Here is an 18,371-nt window from a genome sequence, read left to right as displayed (position 1 = left end):
CGCGTTGCTCTTGGTTCACTGCGCTCCCTCCTGGTGATTTTCCGTCTGGCCTGGGTGACGGCCCGGGCGTTGCGGAAGGACCACTATCAAAACGACCATAATCGCCCCGATCACGGCCGAGGCCAGCGGGCGGCTGAGCGCGAGTCCGCCCTCGGCGACGGGCTTGTCGAGATAGTCTCCGACGGTTGCTCCCAGCGGCCGGGTGAGAATGAATGCGACCCAGAACAGGACGACGTGCGAGATTCCGGTCCAGTAATAGAGCCCGACTACGACCAGAAGAGCTGCCCCGAAGACCATTGCGCCACGTTCGTAGCCGAAGTCACGGGTGTCGGCGAGCCAGTCGCCCAACGCCGTGCCCAGCGTCTGCGAGAACGTGATCGTCGCCCAGTAGAAGGCCTCGACTTTGGGCGTCGACACCGTGCTGACGGAGACGGTGCCCGACGACCAGCGCCACAGCCCCAAAGTGGCCAGCAGGCAACCCAATAGCACCAGGGATCCACCCGTGTAGCCGATGCCCAACGATCGATCAGCGAAGTCAGCCAATGTGGTGCCGAACGTCGTCGAAGCGACGATCGTCGCCCAGTACAAACTCGCGTGAAACTGCTTGGCGAGGATCTGCGCGGCGACCAGCACCACCAGGGTGACGCCGAACAGCGCCACCCCGGCGACATAGCCCCAGTTGAGTGTCATCGTGACGGTGTCGCCACCGGTTTCACCCAGCGTTGTCGCCAGGATCTTGATGACCCAGAAGCCGATCGTGACCGCCGGAACCTTGGTGAAATCCGGCGATCTGTCGTCGCGCGATTCAGGCCGCAAGACTCGCCTTCATGGTCGCCAAGGCGTCGGTGCTCAAGCGCGCGAGTTCGTCAGCCTCTCCGTGGTCGAGGGCGGCCGCGAAGATGTCCGCCATGCGGCGGTTGGTCGTGTCCTCGACCTCGGCGTAGCGGTCTTTTTTCTCGGAGCCGTCGTCGTACGGCTCCGGCCAGGCGAACATCTTCGTGTACTCCCGGCCCTTGTTGAGCATGTGCGCTTCCACGGGGGTGATCCCTGAGTCGGTGAGGACGTCGAAATGAACCGCCGCCCGCAACTCACGCAGGACGAACATCACCTGCAACGCCCGCGCAGGAGCGTCATCGGCCAGTGGCATCGCGCGCCAGCCCGCATACAGTGGCAGTCCCGTACCCGGCGTCGCGGCGATGATCTTCTCTCCCAATGCCGCCAGGCGCTGCAGCCCCGCGGCCCCGGCCAGATACTTGCGGCCGAAGTCAGCGGTCTGTTGCCAGTACAACTCGGCCGCGCCGGCGGCTCCGCGCACCGCCACACCTTCCTCCCACAGTGCGCCGAGCGATTTCGGCTCGAACACGACGAACGCGGAGCTGACCGTCTCGCCGCTGACGTCGCCCAGTACCCCGCCGCGGCCGGCGACGTAGCCGGCCAGCGGGTTCCGGTAACCGGCAGCGATGCTCTCCGCGAACGTCTCCGGGTGCAGCATGAAAACTGCCACGGCCTGCTGGATCGGGTCCCCCGCCGCGCGGGCGGCTTCGGCTATGCCGGTGTCGGTCATCGCGATTCTCCTTCGCTGTGGCGCCGATTCTCAGCCTGAAACAATCTCCTTGTGGGCGTCAAGGAAAACGGCGAGGAGCGTTGCCCGTGCGGTTCCGGCGGAAGCTACGCCGACTGCTGTCGGCCGCTGCACGCCGGTGACCGAGTTGCCGACACTGCGCTGGCGCTGATGCGGTCCCGCTTCAGCGCCTTCGCCGTGGGCGACGCCGAGTACCTCCGGGCTAGCTGGCATCCCCGGACGCGGCCCAAGCGAGTGCGGGTGGACGACGACGTCGAGTGGCGTCGGCTGCAGATCGTCGACACCGAAGGCGGTGGGCACGACGACCCCACCGGGGTGGTCGAGTTCCGCGCCCAGTATGTGCGTGAGGGCAAGCGCCATATCTTGCACGAGCGCAGCCGATTCACTCGCGAGAAGGGCCGCTGGATGTACCTGGACGGTCGAGGTGGCGGACTGACGTCCGGCCATCACCTGCCCTGGAAAGAGGGCGACCGCTTCTGAAAGCGGGCAACCTGCGCTTCCACGGCGTCCTGGCTTTTCCACGCCGCCTCGAACATGTCTTGGTGGACGGGTCTCTCGGTCTCCCAGGCACCGTCGTCGTTGAGCACCCTCTTGGCGTGTCGCAGCGACAGCGGAGCCAGACCCGCGATCTCCTGTGCCCACTGCTGGGCGTCCTCGACGGTGCCTATCCGGTTCGCCATGCCGCACAGCAACGCTTCGTCGGCGGGGAGTTTCTGGGCCGCCATCAGCATGCCGCGGGCTCGTCCGTAACCCACCAGCGAGGTGAGTCGCCGGACCGTCCAGGTGTCGGCGGCCAGCCCGTACTTGGCTACTGGCAGTTGGAAATACGCGTTGGCGTCCACCACGCGGAGGTCGCAGATGATGGCCAGTTGGACGCCGGCCCCGATGACGGGTCCGTTGATGGCGGCGACAACCGGCACTGGCGTGTGGTCGATTGCCGCGTTGAGCGCGATGGCTTTGTCCAGCATTTCATCGATGAGGTTCTCCGCCGAGGCGGCCTCCGCCCCCGACAGGTCCATGCCGGAGCAGAAGACGCTGCCCTCGCCGGTCAGGACGATGGCCTTCACCCCGTCGGAGGCAGCACCTTCGAATGTCGTCCGGAGTTCGTCGATCACAGCGGCATTGAGGGCATTCCGCCGTTCGGGGCGCTGAATCCGAATCGTCAGTACATCGCCGTCCCGCGCGAGTCCGATCATCTCGCTGCCTTCGGTCCGCGGTCACCACATGTGTCAAACCGTCTATCCGACAACGCTTCTCCTCTATCGATTTTGACCTACGGACGGTGGCTACAAGTTCAAGCCGGAGAACATGACCCGGCCCGGGTCATACTTCTGACGCACTGAGCTCAGCCGGGCCAGATTCTGCCCGAAGTACCGTCCCGCCGGCTGACCGGCCTCCAGGTAGTTCACATAACCGCCGACCGAATACTGTTGCACCGCTTGGTGTGCGGTATTCAGCCAGCTGGTCGCGGCCGACGGGGAGCCGGCGGTTTCGACGTACCACTGCACCAGGGCGGACTGCCGTCGCCACGGAAAGGCGGTGGCGTTCGGAGCCACCGTCGCCATCGCGCCGTCCAGAGCGTGCATGATCGCCAACATACGGCCGGCATTGCGGGGGAATGCGTCGACCGCGGCGGCGATCCCCTGGGCGACCGCCGGTGTGACCGTCGTGAAAACGTCTGAGCCACCGACATATCCGAGCGGAGCCGGGTTGAGATTGTTGACGGCCAGGTATCGCACCAGGTCAAGGTAGCTGAAGGTGTGGTTCTCCGTGCCGGTCGGTTGTACGCCGACCGCCGAGATGATCGCCGCCGCAACGCTGTTTCCCGAACCCGCCGGGCAGGTGGCGAGGATCCGGCAATGTGTGCCCGTCGCGTCGGTGGTGCTGTCGGCCAGCGCCCAACTGTTTCGGTCTGCGCTACGCAGCCAGTTCTGCCAGCCGACAAGCACCTGCGGGAAAGATTGGGGCGCGAAATTCAGGTTCACCGCATCGACGTCTTGGGTGGGGAAGGTGGCGAAGGTCAGGGAGGTGGCCACGCCGAAGTTCCCCCCACCCCCGCCGCGCAGTGCCCAGAACAGGTCGGGGTTGCTCGAGGCAGAAGCCGTGACGCTCTGGCCACCGGGCAACACCACCGACGCCGAGGTCAACTGGTCGGACAGCAAACCCGCGTGGCGGGACTGGGCGCCCAGTCCACCGCCCAGCGCATGGCCCCCGGCACCGACCGTCGGGCACGTACCGGTCGGGATGCCCCGGCCGACGGCCGCCAACGCCTGGTGCACCTCGTACAAACCGGTGGCCGGCGTCACGGTCACCAGCCCGCTGGCGGCGTCGAAGTTGACGTCACCCGGGAGTTGGCGCAGGTCGAGCACCATGGTCCCGTTGGCCGTAGAGGCGCCGGTGTACGAGTGCCCGCCACTGCGGGGGGCGACCTTGAGTTTGTTGGCAGCAGCGAACGCCATCGCCTTCTGCACGTCCGCGGCCGATTTCGGGACGACGACCGCCGCCGGCGTCGAGTCGGCGTAGTTGGTGTTGAACACCTGCTTGGCCGCCCCGAACTGGGCACTGCCGGGTTGCATGACCTGGCCGCCCAGGGCGGTCGACAGACCGTCCCAGCCGGACGCGACCGGATCGGCACCGGCTCTGCCCGTGCCGAACACCACGCCGGCGGCCAGGGCACCGGCGGCACCTCGCAGAAACGTCTGCCGCGAGATCTGTGCCCGGCGCTGCGTCATATCGGGCATGGTTGCGCACGGGATTGAGTGAACCGGGTTGCCCCGGCAGACGGCGGCTGAACTGTGCCCTAACCGTGACGCCCGGGCGGGGTCGCCATCACGGTTTCCGGGGTGCGACGAAAGGCACCAGCACCTCGTCGACGAGCTGGACGATCAGCTTGTCATCGATCGGATCGCCGGTGACCAGCAGGCGGTGCCACAAAACGCTCTGCCCCAACTCCCGGGCGATCTCCACGGGCACGTCAGCGCGCACGTCGCCGCGGGCGATTCCCCTGGCCAGCAGGTCGGCCATCTCCTTCTTGCGCCAGCCGATCACGTCGGCTCGGAACGTCTCGGCGAATTCGGAATCGCTCGCGGCCGCTGCGACGGCGGCCTGGACGACGGCGGCCCGGGGACCGGTGAACAGCTCGGCCCAGCCACGAAGGATGGCCAGCATGTCCTGGCGGTAACTACCCGTGTCGCGGTGCGGTATCGCGTCGATCGCGGTGCGAAGCAAGGTGTCCCGCAGCAGGGCCCGGCCGTCCGGCCAGCGCCGGTAGAGCACCGCTTTGCTGGTGCCGGCGGCGGTGGCGACGGCTTCCATGGATACCCCGGCGGGGCCGTGCTCGCAGACGAGCCCCAGCACGGCCTCCCTGATCGCCTCGTCCAGTTCCGCTCCGTGGCGTCGGCGCATCCAAATTCCTTCCAAGAAACGATTGCGTTTCTTAGCATACTGGCCTATCTTGACTGCAAGAAACGGCACCGTATCTTGGAGGTCTATATGCAGGCTCGACCCGTCCTGTATCCGCTGCGCACGTTGGGTACCGCCACGGTGCGGGTCACCAACGGCCCCCACCATCGCCGTCGCGTGACCATCGACCACCGTCCCCTGGCCGGTGTCACCCCGACCATGGTGCTCGACTGGTTCACCCACCTGGACGGAACCATGTCGTATGGGGGAAAGATCGTCGATCGCTACCTCGCGTGGCACCCGATCGATCACATTCGCTGGGAGCTGGCCCGTCCGGCGGCGGGCGGGGGTGCGGCCGAGGGTGCGCGGTTTCGCATCGTGGAGGCCTTCGGCGCCAGGCCCGAGTTCAAGGTCGACGTCGTCGACCGCGTCGAGAAGCTGGACGAGACGGGTATCCGCCTGGTGACGCGGGTGGCCGGCGTCATGACCATCCAACTGGAACACACCTGGTCGGCGGGTTCCGACGGCACGCACTACGTCACCGTGCTCGACCTCGGGGCCCGAACCCCGCTGTTCGCACCGATCAACCGTGTTCTGTGCAGACGCTTTCCCGACGAGATGGTACGGGCATGGATCAGGCACAACATCGAAGAGGTCGGGCAGCTGGAACACCTTCTGCCGCAACTGGGAACGCGCAGCGGGCCAGATCCAAGAAAGGTTCAAGGATCCGTCAAGTAGACACAGCGACGCTCATCGTGTCAGTTCTTTCGGAGGAGAAACGATGTCGCATCGCAGGAAAGTGTTCGCCACGAAATTCGCCGCGGCGGCGGCCGCGGTCACCGCCATGCTCGCCGCATCCACCGGCGTTGCCCACGCCGAAGCTACTGCGCCAGTGGGCTTTTGGACCACGGGCACGGGCTCAGAACAACTGCTGGTCAGCCAGAGCGGGTGCTCACTGGCCAATGCGGCAGGAGTGCCGACGACGTCGGGACCCTGTGCCTGGAACCCGACGTCGCGCGGCGGCATCCTGACGATCATGAGCAGCCAGACATACCGGCCCGCACCGGTTTACTTCAACGTCGTCTGGGTCAACCAGTCGACCATCACCGTCGAGGGCGACGTCTTCTATCGGCGATAGCTTCAAGTTTGCGCGGAATATCCGGTTTCCCGCCGATTAGGCTGCATCCGGACGGGCGGTTGTGGGCAGGCACCCAGCGCTCGTCAACTCGGGCTGAAGGAGTTGATGGATGACAGGCGACACCAAATATCCGCCAGGCGACCATTGGAATGCGCCGCCCGGCGGCTACGCGCCGCCGGGTCCGCAGTTTGCACCACCGCCACCGCCTCCTGCGCCGGCGCCGGCGCCGAAGAAGAGCGCGGTCGGCAAGCGGATCGGTGCCGCGCTTGGGGCCGTGGTGCTGGTGATCGCCGCGAAAGTCGGGCTGAATTTGTTGCTGCACCGTCACGTTGACCGCCCGGCCAGCAGCAATGGCTTCGACTATCCGATCGGCACCTGCCTGAACCTCGCGAAAGCCGGAATCATGGTCAAGCCGAGCGATGTTCAGGTGGAACCCTGCTCGTCGCCGACAGCACTGTCGAAAGTCGCCAAGAAGTACAAGGGTTCCAAGAACTGTCCCAACGACAACTACGGAACTCTGGAAGGTGGCGGCAGCGGCTTATGTCTCGAAGACAATCTGACTGTCGGCAGCTGCTATCACCAGGCGCTGATTTCGCATATGTTCGCCTCCATCGCCTGCAAGCCCGGTGCGTTGTCCAGCGACCCGACCTTCCGGGTCGCTGCTCGGCACGACGGGGTCGATGATCCCGGCTCCTGCGAGAGCGATCAGCAGGCGGTTAACTTTCCGGAGCCACCGCTGACCTACTGCATGGACGTTCTCGAGCGCAGCGGATAGCGAATCAGCCGGCGCCCTTGCCGTTGTCGACCCGGTACACCGCACCGTGGACGGCGGCGGCATCCTCGCTGGCGAGGAACGCGATGACGTTCGCGACGTCGAGCGGCCGCATCATGCCGCGCGGTGCGGCCGAACGCAGGATCAAGTCGTAATTCGGGTTCTCCGGGGCGGTGAATTGCTCGATCTGCGGGGTCAACATGCCGCCGGGGCAAACCGCGTTGACGCGCAACCGATCTGCGGTGTACTCGACCGCGAGCGCGCGGGTCAATCCGATCAGTCCATGTTTGGCCGAGCAGTAACCGGCCGAGTAGGCCTGGCCCTCGACGCCGGCGATGGAGGCGACGTTGACGATGTTGCCGCCACGGTCCAGCAGGTGTGGTATCGCGGCCCGGCACAGATAGAAGGGACCGTTGAGATTGACCGCCAGATCCTGCGCCCATTCGTCGTCGGTCATCGACTCGGTGCGGCGCATCTGGTGGCGCCCAGCGATATTGATCAACACGTCGATACCGCCGAATTGTGCGACGCACTGCGCTACGGCGCTGCGGCAAGCGTTCGGGTCGGTCACGTCCAAGGGCACCCCGGTTCCCACGGGGATGTCCTTGAATACACCGGCAAGCTTTTCGGCGTCCCTGGCGATCCCGAATACCGTTGCACCCCTACGGGAAAGTAAGCGTGCCGTTTCGGCGCCCAGGCCCGACGACGCGCCGGTGACGAACGCGACCTTGCCCTGCAGTGCGGTCATTTCGTGAGTCCTTCGATCGTCCATGCCGTCGATCCCCAACGCGTTGCGCCGCAACAGTATCAGCGCGGCCCGGACCGCTGGGGCGGGCAAGGGCCAAAGATCGCATGGGTCACACCCTATTGGGTGTGACGAACCAGAAGCCGAGGATCACCATTGTCACCACCACCGGCCACGCCTGAAAAGCGAAGCGTACCGGCAACGGTGCGCACCGCAATTCCATGAAGTCCAGCATGACGTAGCTCACCTTCACCGCGGCAATGACGAAGGTTCCTACCATCGCGACGTCCAGGCTGAACAGATCCTTCGACAAGACCCAGGTCGTGACGCAGGTCGCCAGCATCAGACCCAGCCAGACCTTGGTGACCCGCTCGCGCAGCACCGACATCAGGCTGCCCTCATCAGATAGAGCAGCGGGAAAAGCACGATCCACAGCAGGTCTACCAAGTGCCAGAACGAGGCCACGCATTCCGGAAGCACCCGATGCGAACTGGTGTACGCCGCGCGCCGGGCGCCGAGCCAGAGGTAGGCCAACAGGCCGGTACCCGCGACCACGTGGATGAGGTGGATCCCCGTCAGTGTGAAGTACCACATGTAGAAGGCGTCGGTGGCCGGCGTGATGCCGTGGGCGAACTTCTGGAAGTACTCAAAGGACTTGGAACCCACGAACATCAGGCCGGTGAGCACTCCCCCGAGCAGGTAGCGGGGGGCGCGGTCGAAGAGGTCACGTTTGATGGCCTGGATGGCCAGGGCCACCGCCCAGGAACTCGTCAACAGGATCAGCGTGTCGATGCCGCCCAGGTTCATGTTGAGCGTTCGCCGGGACGCCTCGAACATGGCGGGGTTGTGCAGGCGATCCTGCATGAAGCTCAGGAACAGGATCCCGAAGATGACCGCGTCCGCGCCGATGAAGACCCACAGACCATCGACACCGGGCAGCCGTCGGGCCGTAGTGCTTTCGGCGACAACGACTCTCACGCCGGCTACACGTTCGCGTACTCGGAGGCCGCTTCCTCTGCCTTGATCCGGTCGATCGCCTTGATGATGAAGTAAGACAGGCTCGGGATCCAGAAGAACCACGTGAAGAACGCGATCCAGAAGCTGATCACACCGTTGAAGGCCAGCGGACCGGTCGTGACGAACGGGATCGCACTCACCGCGAAGAACGATGCGAAAGTGACCCAGCCCCACCAGATTACGGGCTGCGGCACGAGCTTCTTCTCCCGCTTGTCACGCATGAACACGATGCTGATCGCGGCGATCTGCAAGGAGGTGACGAAATACGCCAAGTCGAACAGCAGCCAGCCCATCCAATACAGCATGTGCATGATCCCGGGGGTGAGGTTGTTGACCTCGTGTGCGGCGGTCAGCCAGATAGCCATCGTCACCATGACCGGCGCGCAAGTAATGGTGCCCCCCATCATCTCGAGTTTGGACAACAGACTGCCGGGACCTTCGATGTTTTCCATGACGCGGGCGACGGCCACGCTCCATGACATGTAGAAGGCGGTCATGGTGAGGCAGATGCTCAGCGCAATCAACAACGGGAGCCTGAACTCTTGAAAGTGCGCCTTGACCTCATCTGGCGTGGCGCTGGGTGGAAATGGCGGCATGTTGTGAGCAACGAACCCCCACAGACAGAAGACCGCGCCCAGAAACACCGGACCCGTCCAGGCCAGGATCTTCCATGTTCGGTAGTCGGTCCCGTTTGACGACACGTAGCGCCGGGGGACAGAAATTACATGTTCGGCATGTGTTGCCATCGAAACTTGCTCCTTAGTAACGAGGCGCGAAGCGCATCGACGATCCAGGTCCGAAATACGGTTCGGGTACCAACATCGTCGCCGACTTCGCGACCGTGCGCTTCACCCCAAGGGGGCACCTTTCGCTCACCTGATCGGGGCACCGGGTGGCAACCGATCTGCGCCAAGGTCCGACGCGCCAGACTTCTACACGCGCGAATTGCCATGTGCCGCTTCGCGCAACTCATGTCCACTACCAGGATCACGGGTGCCCGATTGAAGGCCTGCTAAAAACCTGCCCCGTGGATCTCGTGGCCGGGCTTCTCGGCCGCTAGACCGCGGTAGGCGTCATCGGGGGTCGCGCCGTGATTGATCACTGCGTCGACCTCGCGCGCGATCGGCATAGGTAGGCCGTAATCGGCGGCGAACTCAATGATCACGCTTGCGGCCCTGACGCCCTCAGCGACTTGATTCATCGAAGCGATAATCTCGTCGATGGACTTTCCTGCCCCGAGTTGCTCTCCGACATGACGGTTGCGGCTTCGCTCGCTGGTACACGTGACGATGAGGTCACCTATGCCGGCCAGTCCGGCGAAAGTATCGCGATGCCCGCCGGCAGCCTCGCCGAGTTTGGACATCTCGCGCACCGCGCGGGACATCACCATGGCACGCGTGTTTTCGCCGATGCTGAGCGAATAGCCCATGCCGACAGCGATGGCATAGACGTTCTTCAACGCTCCCGCCAGTTCGACGCCCACGACATCATCGGTCGTGTAGGTGCGAAATCGTCTGGTACGGAACAGCTGTGCAAGATTGGCAGCCAGATGCTGGTCCGGCATGGCCAGCACCGCCGCGGCAGCGTAACCCTGCGCCACCTCGACGGCGATATTGGGCCCAGCCAGGATGCCGGCCGGATGACCGGGCATTACTTCATTGACGATCTGGCTCATCCGCATGTTGGTGCCCTGCTCGAGTCCTTTGACCAGCGACACCACCGGTACCCATGGGCGCACCTCACTCGCCAACTGGTTCAACACCTGGCGAAAACCATGCGACGGCACGGCCATCACGGCGACGTCGGCACAACTCGCCGCCTCGGCAAAGTCTGTCGTGGCACGCAGTGTGTCACTCAGCACCACGTCATTGCCGAGATACCGGCTATTGCGGTGGTCCTGGTTGATGTCCTTCGCCGTGGCCTTGGAGCGCACCCACTGCAACGTGGGTCCGCGCCGCGCGCAGATCGACGCGATGGTAGTACCCCAGGAGCCACCTCCGAACACAACGACAATGGGTTGGCGTTGAACGCCATTCATCGCCGATCTCACCTAAAAGACGGTAGCGGCGCGTTGCCGTCGGGCCGACTTGGTGGCGGTGCCCCACTCATCACTGTCTCCACCAGGACATCCACCCTTCTGGCATATCCGCGGTCGCGCACCTTGGATGGCAATCTCGCGGGTCCGGCCCGCCGGCGCGTCGTGGCCTGAGCTATCGCGATTCTCGCCGATGCAGCGGGGGCTGACTTCCCCCCAAAAGCGCATATACGTCCCCATTCAGAGGCACCGGCCCAACTCAGCGGCGTCGATCACGTCTCTTTCCTTTTGGTCAGGCCATTAGTATCATTAGCACGATCATGGTTTACCGGTATCGGCTCAAGGGGCGAAACTATGCAGCACGTCGAACGGCGTGGATCCCAGAAGTTCGGGCTGTGGTGCAATTGGATCTTCATTCTGCTCACCGCGATCGGCTGGCTGGGAGTCGCTCACTTCTACCTGCCTGCGCGCGCCGACCTCGGCCTCGGTGCCACCAAGGTGTGGTTCAGCGAGACGCACCACTGGGGAACGATTGTCGGTTGCAGCCTCTTCTACGTCGCCGCGGGAATACTGACACCCGGCTCCATCATGTTCGGCATCATGCTGGCAAAGATCGAGGGCCGTTGGCCGGTGTGGTCGCTTACCACGGCAGTGTGTGGAGTTTTCATTTCGTTGATCGTCTTCCTCAACGCGTGTGCCTGGATCGTGTCGGCGTACCGAAAGGAGAGCAGCGCTGACGTCATCCAGGCCTTCTACGACTGGGCGTGGTTCGCCTTCCTGCTCGGCTGGATCTACCTGGCTATTGAGATGGTGGCGACCGCGGTCGTGGAGTTGATGGATCATCGGCCCAGGCCGATGATCCCGCGCTGGCTCACCTGGCTCACTCTCGCCGGCGCCGTGACACTGTTCTTCGCCTCGGGCCCAGCGTTTTTCAAGAGCGGCCCATTTGCGTACCACGGCTTGCTGGCGTTCTACCTGCCCGTCGTCATCTGGGGCGGGTACCTCACTCTGACCACGTGGTACATGCTGAAAGAACTCGACCGTGCCGGCGAGCCGGACCCGGTTCCCGTGTCCGCCGCCGTGGGCAGTTGACCCGCGCAGGCGGTGCACGTCGTGCCATGAAACTGGACGTCGCCACGCAACCGGAGTTCCTTGGCTTCCCATTACAAGCGCACGTAGAGGCCGACGGGAGACAGCCCAATGCATTTAGAGCTTTCCGAAGAACAGCAGATGTTCACCGCATCGCTTCGCGAGTGGTTGGCTGAACGCGCCGATTCGTCAGCGGTCCGGCGCTGGCTGGACGCAGGTGACCCGGCCGCATTCGAGCGCCTCTTCGTCGATGAGGGCTGGGCCGGCGTCGGTTTCGACGAGGACCTCGGTGGCCAGGGGGGCGGCGTCCTCGAATTGGCGCTGACCGCACGCGAACTCGGGCGCGCGGCGGTGCCGTCGTCCCTCTGGCTACAGGCGGCGATGGTCGTCCCGGCGCTGGCTGACGAGCCGGCGCTGGTGCGGTCGGCGTTAGAGTCTGGTGCGGTGACCGCGCTGGCGGCGCCGGCGGACCACATCCCGACAGTGGCCACGTCGGTGCGGTGCGGCGCAGGCCGACTGCGGGGGCGGATACCCTGCGTGCTCGGCGCCGGGCGGTCGCGGCATTTGCTGACGCCTGCACTCGAGGGGGCGGCCACGTCGCTGTGGGTGGTGGATTGCGCTGAGGCGGGGGTCGCCGTGCACCCCCGCCCGCTGCTGGATCGTTCCCGAGATGTGGCCGATGTCGTCTTCGATGACGCCGCCGCACGCCGCATCGATATCGACGCGGCAGCCGCAATCGGCGAAATCGCCACCAGAGCAGCCGTTCTCACCGCTGCCGACGCCCTGGGCGCAGCTGAGCGGATGCTCCAGTTGGCCGTCGACTACAGCAAGCAGCGCCATCAGTTCGGTCGAGCGATCGGCTCGTTTCAGGCGGTGAAACATGCCGCGGCACAAATGCTGGTCACGGTGGAATCGTCACTGTCCATCGTTTGTTACGCGGCCCAATCGACCGAGGAGGGGTTGCCCGAGCGCGCCACCCATGCGGCGGTGGCAATGGCTCAGGTCACCCGCGGGGCCGCCGAAATCGCCGACACCGCGCTGACGTTGCACGGCGCCGTCGGCTACACCTGGGAACACGATCTGCAGTTGTTCTACAAGCGCGCCAAACTCGACCGCGTGCTGTTCGGCACGCCCGCGGCGTGGAATGAGCGCATCGCCGACGTGCTGCCGCTGCTGCCCGCCACCATCTGACCGTGACAGGCCGAACGGGTAGACCATCAGGGTTTCTTTTTGGTCTGTCCATTAGTATGATTTGCATTTAGGTTGAATATCCGAGGTGGAGCGGAGAGCGTTGTGGACTTCGAGTTGAGCGAGGATCAGCAGACTATCCGTAGTGCAGTCGCTGAACTGGCAGGCAAGTTCGACGACCACTACTGGCTGACCAAGGACCAGGACCACGAGTTTCCGACTGAGTTCTATGACGCCTTCGCCGGAGGCGGCTGGCTCGGCATCACGACGCCGGAGGAATACGGCGGTCACGGCTTCGGCATCACCGAGGCGTCGATTCTGCTGGAAGAAGTCGCAGCCAGCGGAGCCGGGATGAACGGCGCCAGCTCAATGCATATGTCGATATTCGGCATGCACCCGGTGATCATGCACGGTTCCGCGGAGCTCAAAGCCCGCACGTTGCCTCGCATCGTCACCGGTGAGTTGCACGTGTGTTTCGGCGTGACTGAACCGGGCGCGGGCCTGGACACCACGAAGATCACCACCTTTGCCCGGCGCGAAGGTGATCGATATGTCGTCAACGGCCGCAAAGTGTGGATCTCCAAAGCGCTGGAATCGGAGAAGATCCTGCTGCTTACCCGCACCACGAAGTTCGAGGACGCCTCGCGCAAAACCGATGGCATGACGCTGTTCCTGACCGACCTTGATCGCAGCAAGGTCGATATTCGGCCGATCCACAAGATGGGGAGAAACGCGGTCAGCTCCAACGAACTGTTCATCGACGGACTCGAGATTCCGGTGGAGGACCGAGTCGGCGAGGAAGGTCAGGGTTTCCGCTACATCCTCGACGGACTCAACCCCGAACGCTGCCTGATCGCCGCAGAGGCCCTGGGCATCGGGCGGGCCGCACTGCGCGCGGCTGTCCGCTACGGAAACGAGCGGGAGGTATTCGGCCGGCCGATCGGGATGAACCAAGGAATACAGTTCCCGCTTGCCGACTCACTAGCCCGCTTGGATGCCGCCGAGTTGATCCTGCGCAAGGCCACCTGGCTTTACGACAACGGCGAACCCTGTGCACGCGAGGCTAATACGGCCAAATACCTGTGCGCCGACGCCGCGTTCGATGCGGCCGACCGTGCGCTGCAGACCCACGGCGGCATGGGTTACTCCGAGGAGTATCACGTGGCCCGATATTTCCGGGAGGCCCGGCTTACCCGGATCGCCCCGATCAGCCAGGAGATGGTGCTCAATTACCTGGGCGAGCACGTGCTGGGTCTGCCGAGGAGCTACTGATGTCCCCGCAGCGCGATGTCTTCCGCCTCGATGGGCGTTCGGCGCTGGTCACCGGTGCGGGCAGCGGCGTCGGCGAGGCGATCGCCCAGGCTTTCGCCGCGGCCGGCGCCGCGGTGCTGGTGACCGATATCGACAAGGACGCCGCGCTGGCCACCGCGGAATCGATCATTGCCGCCGGTGGTACCGCACGGCCGTTCGTACTGGATGTGCGTGACTCGGCTGCGGCAACCGAAGCCGCCGCGGCCGCAGCCGAACTCGGCGGCGGTGTGCTTCACGTCCTGGTGAACAACGCCGGCGCCATCGCGCCGGCCATGTTCGCGGACCTTTCGGAGCAGGACTTCCGGCGTATCGTCGACATCCACCTGGTGGGTAGCTTCGTATGCAGCCAGGCCGCCTTGCACCATCTGCCGACAGATGGCACCGGCCGGATCATCAATGTCACCTCAGCGGCCGGCATTACCGGCACCATCGGTCAGGCCAACTACGGTGCCGCCAAAGCCGGCATCATCGGGCTGACGAAGTCGCTGGCGCGCGAGCTGGCGCGCCAATCCATCACCGTCAATGCCGTCGCGCCGTTGGCCGCAACGGCCATGACGGCCAACATCCGCACCAACGAAAAGCTGGCCGCCAAGACTCTGGCCCGAATTCCGCTGGGACGCTGGGCGTTTCCGGATGAGATCGCGCCGACTTTCGTCTTTCTGGCTTCCGACGCCGCCTCCTACATCACCGGTCAGGTGCTGCCGGTGGATGGCGGGACGGTGATCTGATGGGCCGCAACGTGACTGGTCCGTTCGCCGTAACGGGCCGCGAGGTCTACATCGCTGAAGCGGTACGCACACCAACCGGCAAGTCGCATCCCGAGCGCGGCTGGTACCGCGACACCCACCCCAACGCGATGCTCGCCGCCTGCTACACCGAGCTCATCACACGCACCGGTATCGAACCCGCGCTGGTCGAAGATCTGGTCATCGGTTGTACCGCCCCGTTCGGAGAACAGTCCCGCAACATCGCCCGCAACGCCTGGCTGCAGGCGGGCTATCCGCCGGAGGTACCGGCGACCACACTGGACCGGCGTTGCGGCTCAGCGCAAACCGCAGTGGAAATGGCCGCGGCTCTGGTGGCCTCGGGCACACACGACGTCGTGATCGCCGGTGGCGTCGAGCACATGGGCCACGTCCCGATCGACTCGCCCGGCAAGATCTCCGAACTCTACGGCGATCCGTGGACAGCCGAGCTGCGCGACCGCTACAGCTTCGTGCACCAAGGCGAAAGCGCCGAGTTGATCGCGGACCAGTGGCAGCTGAGCCGCGAGGAGATGGATGCCTTTGCGTCGCGGTCGCATCAGAACGCGGCCAAGGCCATCGCCGACGGCAGGTTTGTTGCCGAGATGGTGCCGATGACCCTCGACGGTCAACTTCGCCACGGGGACCAATGCGTGCGTCCGGAAACCACGTTGGAGACGCTGGCCAATCTCAAGCCGGCCTTCCGCAAAGAAGGCGGGCGAATCACTGCCGGGTCGTCATCGCCGATCAGTGACGGCGCCGCCGCCGTGTTGCTGTGCTCTGCCGATGCCGCGCGCCGGCTCGGACTGCGTCTACGCGCCCGCGTCCTCGACCAGACCACCGTCGGAGTCGATCCGATCATCATGCTGACCGGACCCATTCCGGCCACCCGAAAGCTGCTGCAACGCAACAACCTCACGGTCGGTGACATCGACCTGTTCGAAATCAACGAGGCATTTTCCTCGGTGGTTCTCGCTTGGCAGCGAGAAATTCGTCCGGACGCCGATCGTGTCAACGTCAACGGCGGAGCCATCGCGCTAGGACATGCGGTGGGCGCCACCGGGGCCCGACTGCTGGCCACACTGGTCGCCGAACTCGAGCGCCGAGAGGCCGATCTCGGCCTGGTGTCGATGTGCTGTGGCGGAGGTCTCGGCACGGGGACCTTGATTCAGCGGGTTCCGACATGATCGATTTCACCAGATTCCTGTCCCGCGGCGACGGTGTCTGGTGGGGTCAGGCCGCGGCCGAACCGCGCCCCCTTGTCGACGCGCTGATCCTGCAGAATCCCCGGATCGGTCCGATCCGGACCTTCACCGGGCTGAGCTGGAACGACCAGCTGGCCGTGACGATCCCCGGCCGGATGTCGATGGTGTCCTACGGCGGACTTGGCGAGCTTCGCGAACTGAGTCGGTCGGGTCGGCTGGACGTGGTGCCGTGCCACTATTCGGCTTTACCCCGCATGTTCGCCGAGCGCCGCCTTCCGTGTGATGTCGGCCTGATTCAGGTGTCCCCGCCCGATAAGGACGGGACATGCTCGTTGGGCATCGGGGTCGACTATGTCGCCGACGCGATACCGCACACGCCTGTGCTGATCGCCGAAATCAACCAGAGAATGCCGGAACCGGCGGGCAGCCCACGAATTCCGCTGGACCGCTTTGCCGCGACCATCAGCACGGATCGGCCGCTCGCCGAAGATCCCACCCGCGCAGCGGGTATCACCGAGCGCCGTATCGCCGCCCACGTCGCCGGTCTCGTCGACGACGGCGACACCGTGCAGATGGGCGTCGGCTCGCTGGGCGCCGCGGCGCTCGATGCCCTGTCCGAACACGAGGACCTGGGATTCCACACCGGCATGGTCACCGACGGGGTGCTCCGGCTGGTCGACAAAGGTGTTATCACCTGCAGGCGCAAGGAGATTGACCCCGGCCTGATAGTTGCCGGCATCGCGTTGGGTTCTGCCGAGCTCTACAGCCGGGTGGCCGAGCTGCCCGCCCGCTTCCTGCCGACGAGTTACACCCACAGCCCGCAAATACTTTCGCAACTGAGCTCGCTGGTATCGGTCAACTTCGCCGTCGAGGTCGACCTGACCGGGCAGGTGGGCGCCGAGGTCAGCGGCGGGGTTTACGTGGGCGCCGTCGGCGGGCAAGTGGACTTCACCCGGGCGGCCTCGCTCACCGGTAAACGGTCGATCATCGCGCTGCGGGCCACCTCGCGTGGTCGGTCCACCATCAAGGCCTCGCTCGACGGCGGGGTGGTCACCACCGCGCGTTCTGATGTCGACACCGTCGTCACCGAATACGGCGTCGCGCATTTGCGCGGCTGCAGCCTGAGGGAACGAGCGCGACGCCTGGTCGCGATCGCCGCCCCCAAGTTCCGCGATCAGCTCGACCGGGAAAGGAGCGCACTGTGAGCGGGTTGCCCACACATGTCGATATCCGCGAGGTAGGCCCGCGCGACGGATTCCAGAACGAACCGGAAACGATCGCCACCGCGAACAAGATCCACTTGATCAACCGGCTGGCCCGCACCGGGCTGAAACGCATTGAAGTGGCCAGTTTCGTTCGCCCCGACGTCATCCCGCAGCTGTCCGACGGCGTTGAGGTGCTGCGCGGCGTCGATGTGCCCGAGGAAGTTTCACTGATGGTGCTGGTACCCAACAGCAAGGGACTGGACAATGCCCTCAAAGTACGCGAGACGTTCGGCGAGGTGGCCATCTTCGTCAGCGCGTCGGAGACGCACAACAAGAAGAACGTGAACCGGAGCATCGCCGAATCCATGTCCGACAACGAGATCATCGCCAAACGCATTGTCGCCGAGGGCCTGCGGTGCGCCGCGGTCATTGCCACGTCCTACGGCTGTCCGTTCGAGGGCAGGGTGCCGATGACGCGGGTGCTGGATATCGCCGAGCAGTTCGCGGCAGCCGGCGCCAGTGAGATCGGATTCGGCGACACTACGGGAATGGCCAATCCCGCCTACGTCGGTGAGTTCTTCACCGCCGCCATTGAACGACTGCCGGGTGTCGAGGTCACTGCCCACTTCCACAACACCCGCGGACAGGGACTGGCTAACGCTTACGCCGCGCTGCAGGCTGGATGCACCAGCTTCGAGTCCAGCTTCGGCGAACTCGGCGGCTGCCCGGTGCCGGCAGGATCCACCGGAAACATCGCCTCGGAAGACTTGATCAGCATGTTCCACGAGATGGGCGTATCGACCGGGGTATCGCTACCTGCCCTGATCGATGCGGCGCGCGCCGCTCAACAGGTGCTGGGACGCAAATTGACCAGTCACTCCATAGTCGCCGGACCGATCCACTGGACACCGGACCCGAACCACACATCCTGCCGCTAGG

General features: G+C 64.8%; 21 protein-coding genes. 11 read left to right on the top strand and 10 right to left on the bottom strand.

Annotation, left to right across the window (positions count from 1 at the left end; all coding sequences use genetic code 11):
* Nucleotides 1–15: 15 nt before the first annotated feature.
* Together AO501_RS00450 and AO501_RS00445 are read right to left on the bottom strand one after the other, a co-directional pair.
* The gene (locus AO501_RS00450; protein ID WP_055575818.1) at nt 16–816 is read right to left on the bottom strand and encodes a hypothetical protein; all 801 of its coding nucleotides are present in this window, start codon (nt 814–816) and stop codon (nt 16–18) included.
* On the bottom strand, nt 806–1,564 hold the full coding sequence (locus AO501_RS00445) for an SCO6745 family protein (protein ID WP_055575817.1): 759 nt from the start codon (nt 1,562–1,564) through the stop codon (nt 806–808). The genes AO501_RS00450 and AO501_RS00445 overlap by 11 nt, the downstream gene beginning before the upstream one ends.
* Nucleotides 1,565–1,615: 51 nt before the next feature.
* Between AO501_RS00445 and AO501_RS00440 the strand changes: the two genes are divergently transcribed.
* The gene (locus tag AO501_RS00440; RefSeq protein WP_055575816.1) at nt 1,616–2,062 is read left to right on the top strand and encodes a YchJ family protein; all 447 of its coding nucleotides are present in this window, start codon (nt 1,616–1,618) and stop codon (nt 2,060–2,062) included.
* Here AO501_RS00440 and AO501_RS00435 read toward each other — a convergent pair.
* The 3 genes from AO501_RS00435 to AO501_RS00425 all read right to left on the bottom strand — a co-directional run bounded on the left by AO501_RS00435 (nt 2,029) and on the right by AO501_RS00425 (nt 4,987).
* Complete coding sequence (locus AO501_RS00435; RefSeq protein WP_055575815.1) at nt 2,029–2,778, bottom strand: enoyl-CoA hydratase; 750 nt, start codon at nt 2,776–2,778, stop codon at nt 2,029–2,031. The two genes, AO501_RS00440 and AO501_RS00435, sit on opposite strands and share 34 nt — an antisense overlap.
* A gap of 90 nt (nt 2,779–2,868) precedes the next feature.
* Complete coding sequence (locus tag AO501_RS00430; protein WP_055575814.1) at nt 2,869–4,314, bottom strand: FAD-binding oxidoreductase; 1,446 nt, start codon at nt 4,312–4,314, stop codon at nt 2,869–2,871.
* A gap of 97 nt (nt 4,315–4,411) precedes the next feature.
* The gene (locus AO501_RS00425) at nt 4,412–4,987 is read right to left on the bottom strand and encodes a TetR/AcrR family transcriptional regulator (protein WP_055575813.1); all 576 of its coding nucleotides are present in this window, start codon (nt 4,985–4,987) and stop codon (nt 4,412–4,414) included.
* A gap of 87 nt (nt 4,988–5,074) precedes the next feature.
* Between AO501_RS00425 and AO501_RS00420 the strand changes: the two genes are divergently transcribed.
* The 3 genes from AO501_RS00420 (at nt 5,075) to AO501_RS00410 (ending at nt 6,897) form a co-directional block, all read left to right on the top strand.
* On the top strand, nt 5,075–5,722 hold the full coding sequence (locus AO501_RS00420) for a hypothetical protein (RefSeq protein ID WP_055575812.1): 648 nt from the start codon (nt 5,075–5,077) through the stop codon (nt 5,720–5,722).
* A 43-nt stretch (nt 5,723–5,765) separates the two neighbouring features.
* A complete protein-coding gene (locus AO501_RS00415; RefSeq protein WP_156452242.1) occupies nt 5,766–6,122 on the top strand; it encodes a hypothetical protein in 357 nt (118 codons plus the stop codon).
* Between the two features lie 109 nt (nt 6,123–6,231).
* Nucleotides 6,232–6,897, top strand: coding sequence for an LppU/SCO3897 family protein (locus AO501_RS00410; protein WP_055575810.1), 666 nt, complete (start codon nt 6,232–6,234; stop codon nt 6,895–6,897).
* Nucleotides 6,898–6,901: 4 nt separating this feature from the next.
* Here the strand turns inward: AO501_RS00410 and AO501_RS00405 are convergent, their stop codons facing one another.
* The 5 genes from AO501_RS00405 to AO501_RS00385 all read right to left on the bottom strand — a co-directional run bounded on the left by AO501_RS00405 (nt 6,902) and on the right by AO501_RS00385 (nt 10,694).
* Nucleotides 6,902–7,642 (bottom strand): SDR family NAD(P)-dependent oxidoreductase, encoded by a 741-nt coding sequence (locus AO501_RS00405; RefSeq protein WP_055576125.1) that lies wholly within the window; start codon nt 7,640–7,642, stop codon nt 6,902–6,904.
* 109 nt (nt 7,643–7,751) lie between these two features.
* The gene (locus AO501_RS00400; protein WP_055575809.1) at nt 7,752–8,027 is read right to left on the bottom strand and encodes a cytochrome C oxidase subunit IV family protein; all 276 of its coding nucleotides are present in this window, start codon (nt 8,025–8,027) and stop codon (nt 7,752–7,754) included.
* Complete coding sequence (locus tag AO501_RS00395) at nt 8,027–8,617, bottom strand: cytochrome c oxidase subunit 3 (protein WP_055575808.1); 591 nt, start codon at nt 8,615–8,617, stop codon at nt 8,027–8,029. The genes AO501_RS00400 and AO501_RS00395 overlap by 1 nt, the downstream gene beginning before the upstream one ends.
* Nucleotides 8,618–8,622: 5 nt before the next feature.
* A complete protein-coding gene (locus tag AO501_RS37640) occupies nt 8,623–9,402 on the bottom strand; it encodes a hypothetical protein (RefSeq protein ID WP_197419723.1) in 780 nt (259 codons plus the stop codon).
* Nucleotides 9,403–9,668: 266 nt separating this feature from the next.
* Nucleotides 9,669–10,694: an NAD(P)H-dependent glycerol-3-phosphate dehydrogenase gene (locus AO501_RS00385; RefSeq protein WP_055575806.1), complete on the bottom strand. Its 1,026-nt coding sequence runs from the start codon at nt 10,692–10,694 to the stop codon at nt 9,669–9,671.
* Between the two features lie 351 nt (nt 10,695–11,045).
* Between AO501_RS00385 and AO501_RS00380 the strand changes: the two genes are divergently transcribed.
* From AO501_RS00380 to AO501_RS00350, 7 genes are all read left to right on the top strand, one after another.
* Nucleotides 11,046–11,783, top strand: a complete 738-nt coding sequence (locus AO501_RS00380) for a hypothetical protein (RefSeq protein ID WP_055575805.1) — start codon at nt 11,046–11,048, stop codon at nt 11,781–11,783.
* A gap of 108 nt (nt 11,784–11,891) precedes the next feature.
* Nucleotides 11,892–12,971: an acyl-CoA dehydrogenase family protein gene (locus AO501_RS00375; RefSeq protein ID WP_055575804.1), complete on the top strand. Its 1,080-nt coding sequence runs from the start codon at nt 11,892–11,894 to the stop codon at nt 12,969–12,971.
* A gap of 102 nt (nt 12,972–13,073) precedes the next feature.
* Nucleotides 13,074–14,240 (top strand): acyl-CoA dehydrogenase family protein, encoded by a 1,167-nt coding sequence (locus AO501_RS00370; RefSeq protein ID WP_055575803.1) that lies wholly within the window; start codon nt 13,074–13,076, stop codon nt 14,238–14,240.
* Nucleotides 14,240–15,007 carry an SDR family NAD(P)-dependent oxidoreductase gene (locus AO501_RS00365; RefSeq protein WP_055575802.1) on the top strand — a complete coding sequence of 256 codons (768 nt, stop codon included), beginning with the start codon at nt 14,240–14,242 and terminating at the stop codon, nt 15,005–15,007. Before AO501_RS00370 ends, AO501_RS00365 begins: the two co-directional genes overlap by 1 nt.
* Complete coding sequence (locus tag AO501_RS00360; protein ID WP_055575801.1) at nt 15,007–16,209, top strand: thiolase family protein; 1,203 nt, start codon at nt 15,007–15,009, stop codon at nt 16,207–16,209. Before AO501_RS00365 ends, AO501_RS00360 begins: the two co-directional genes overlap by 1 nt.
* A complete protein-coding gene (locus AO501_RS00355; protein WP_055575800.1) occupies nt 16,206–17,432 on the top strand; it encodes an acetyl-CoA hydrolase/transferase family protein in 1,227 nt (408 codons plus the stop codon). The genes AO501_RS00360 and AO501_RS00355 overlap by 4 nt, the downstream gene beginning before the upstream one ends.
* Nucleotides 17,429–18,370: a hydroxymethylglutaryl-CoA lyase gene (locus tag AO501_RS00350; RefSeq protein WP_231752272.1), complete on the top strand. Its 942-nt coding sequence runs from the start codon at nt 17,429–17,431 to the stop codon at nt 18,368–18,370. Before AO501_RS00355 ends, AO501_RS00350 begins: the two co-directional genes overlap by 4 nt.
* The last annotated feature ends 1 nt before the right edge of the window (nt 18,371 follow it).

The organism is Mycobacterium gordonae (assembly GCF_001417955.2).
Classification (GTDB): domain Bacteria; phylum Actinomycetota; class Actinomycetes; order Mycobacteriales; family Mycobacteriaceae; genus Mycobacterium; species Mycobacterium gordonae_B.
Note: the sequence above shows the minus strand (reverse complement) of the source record. Positions and strands in the feature narration are given on the sequence as shown.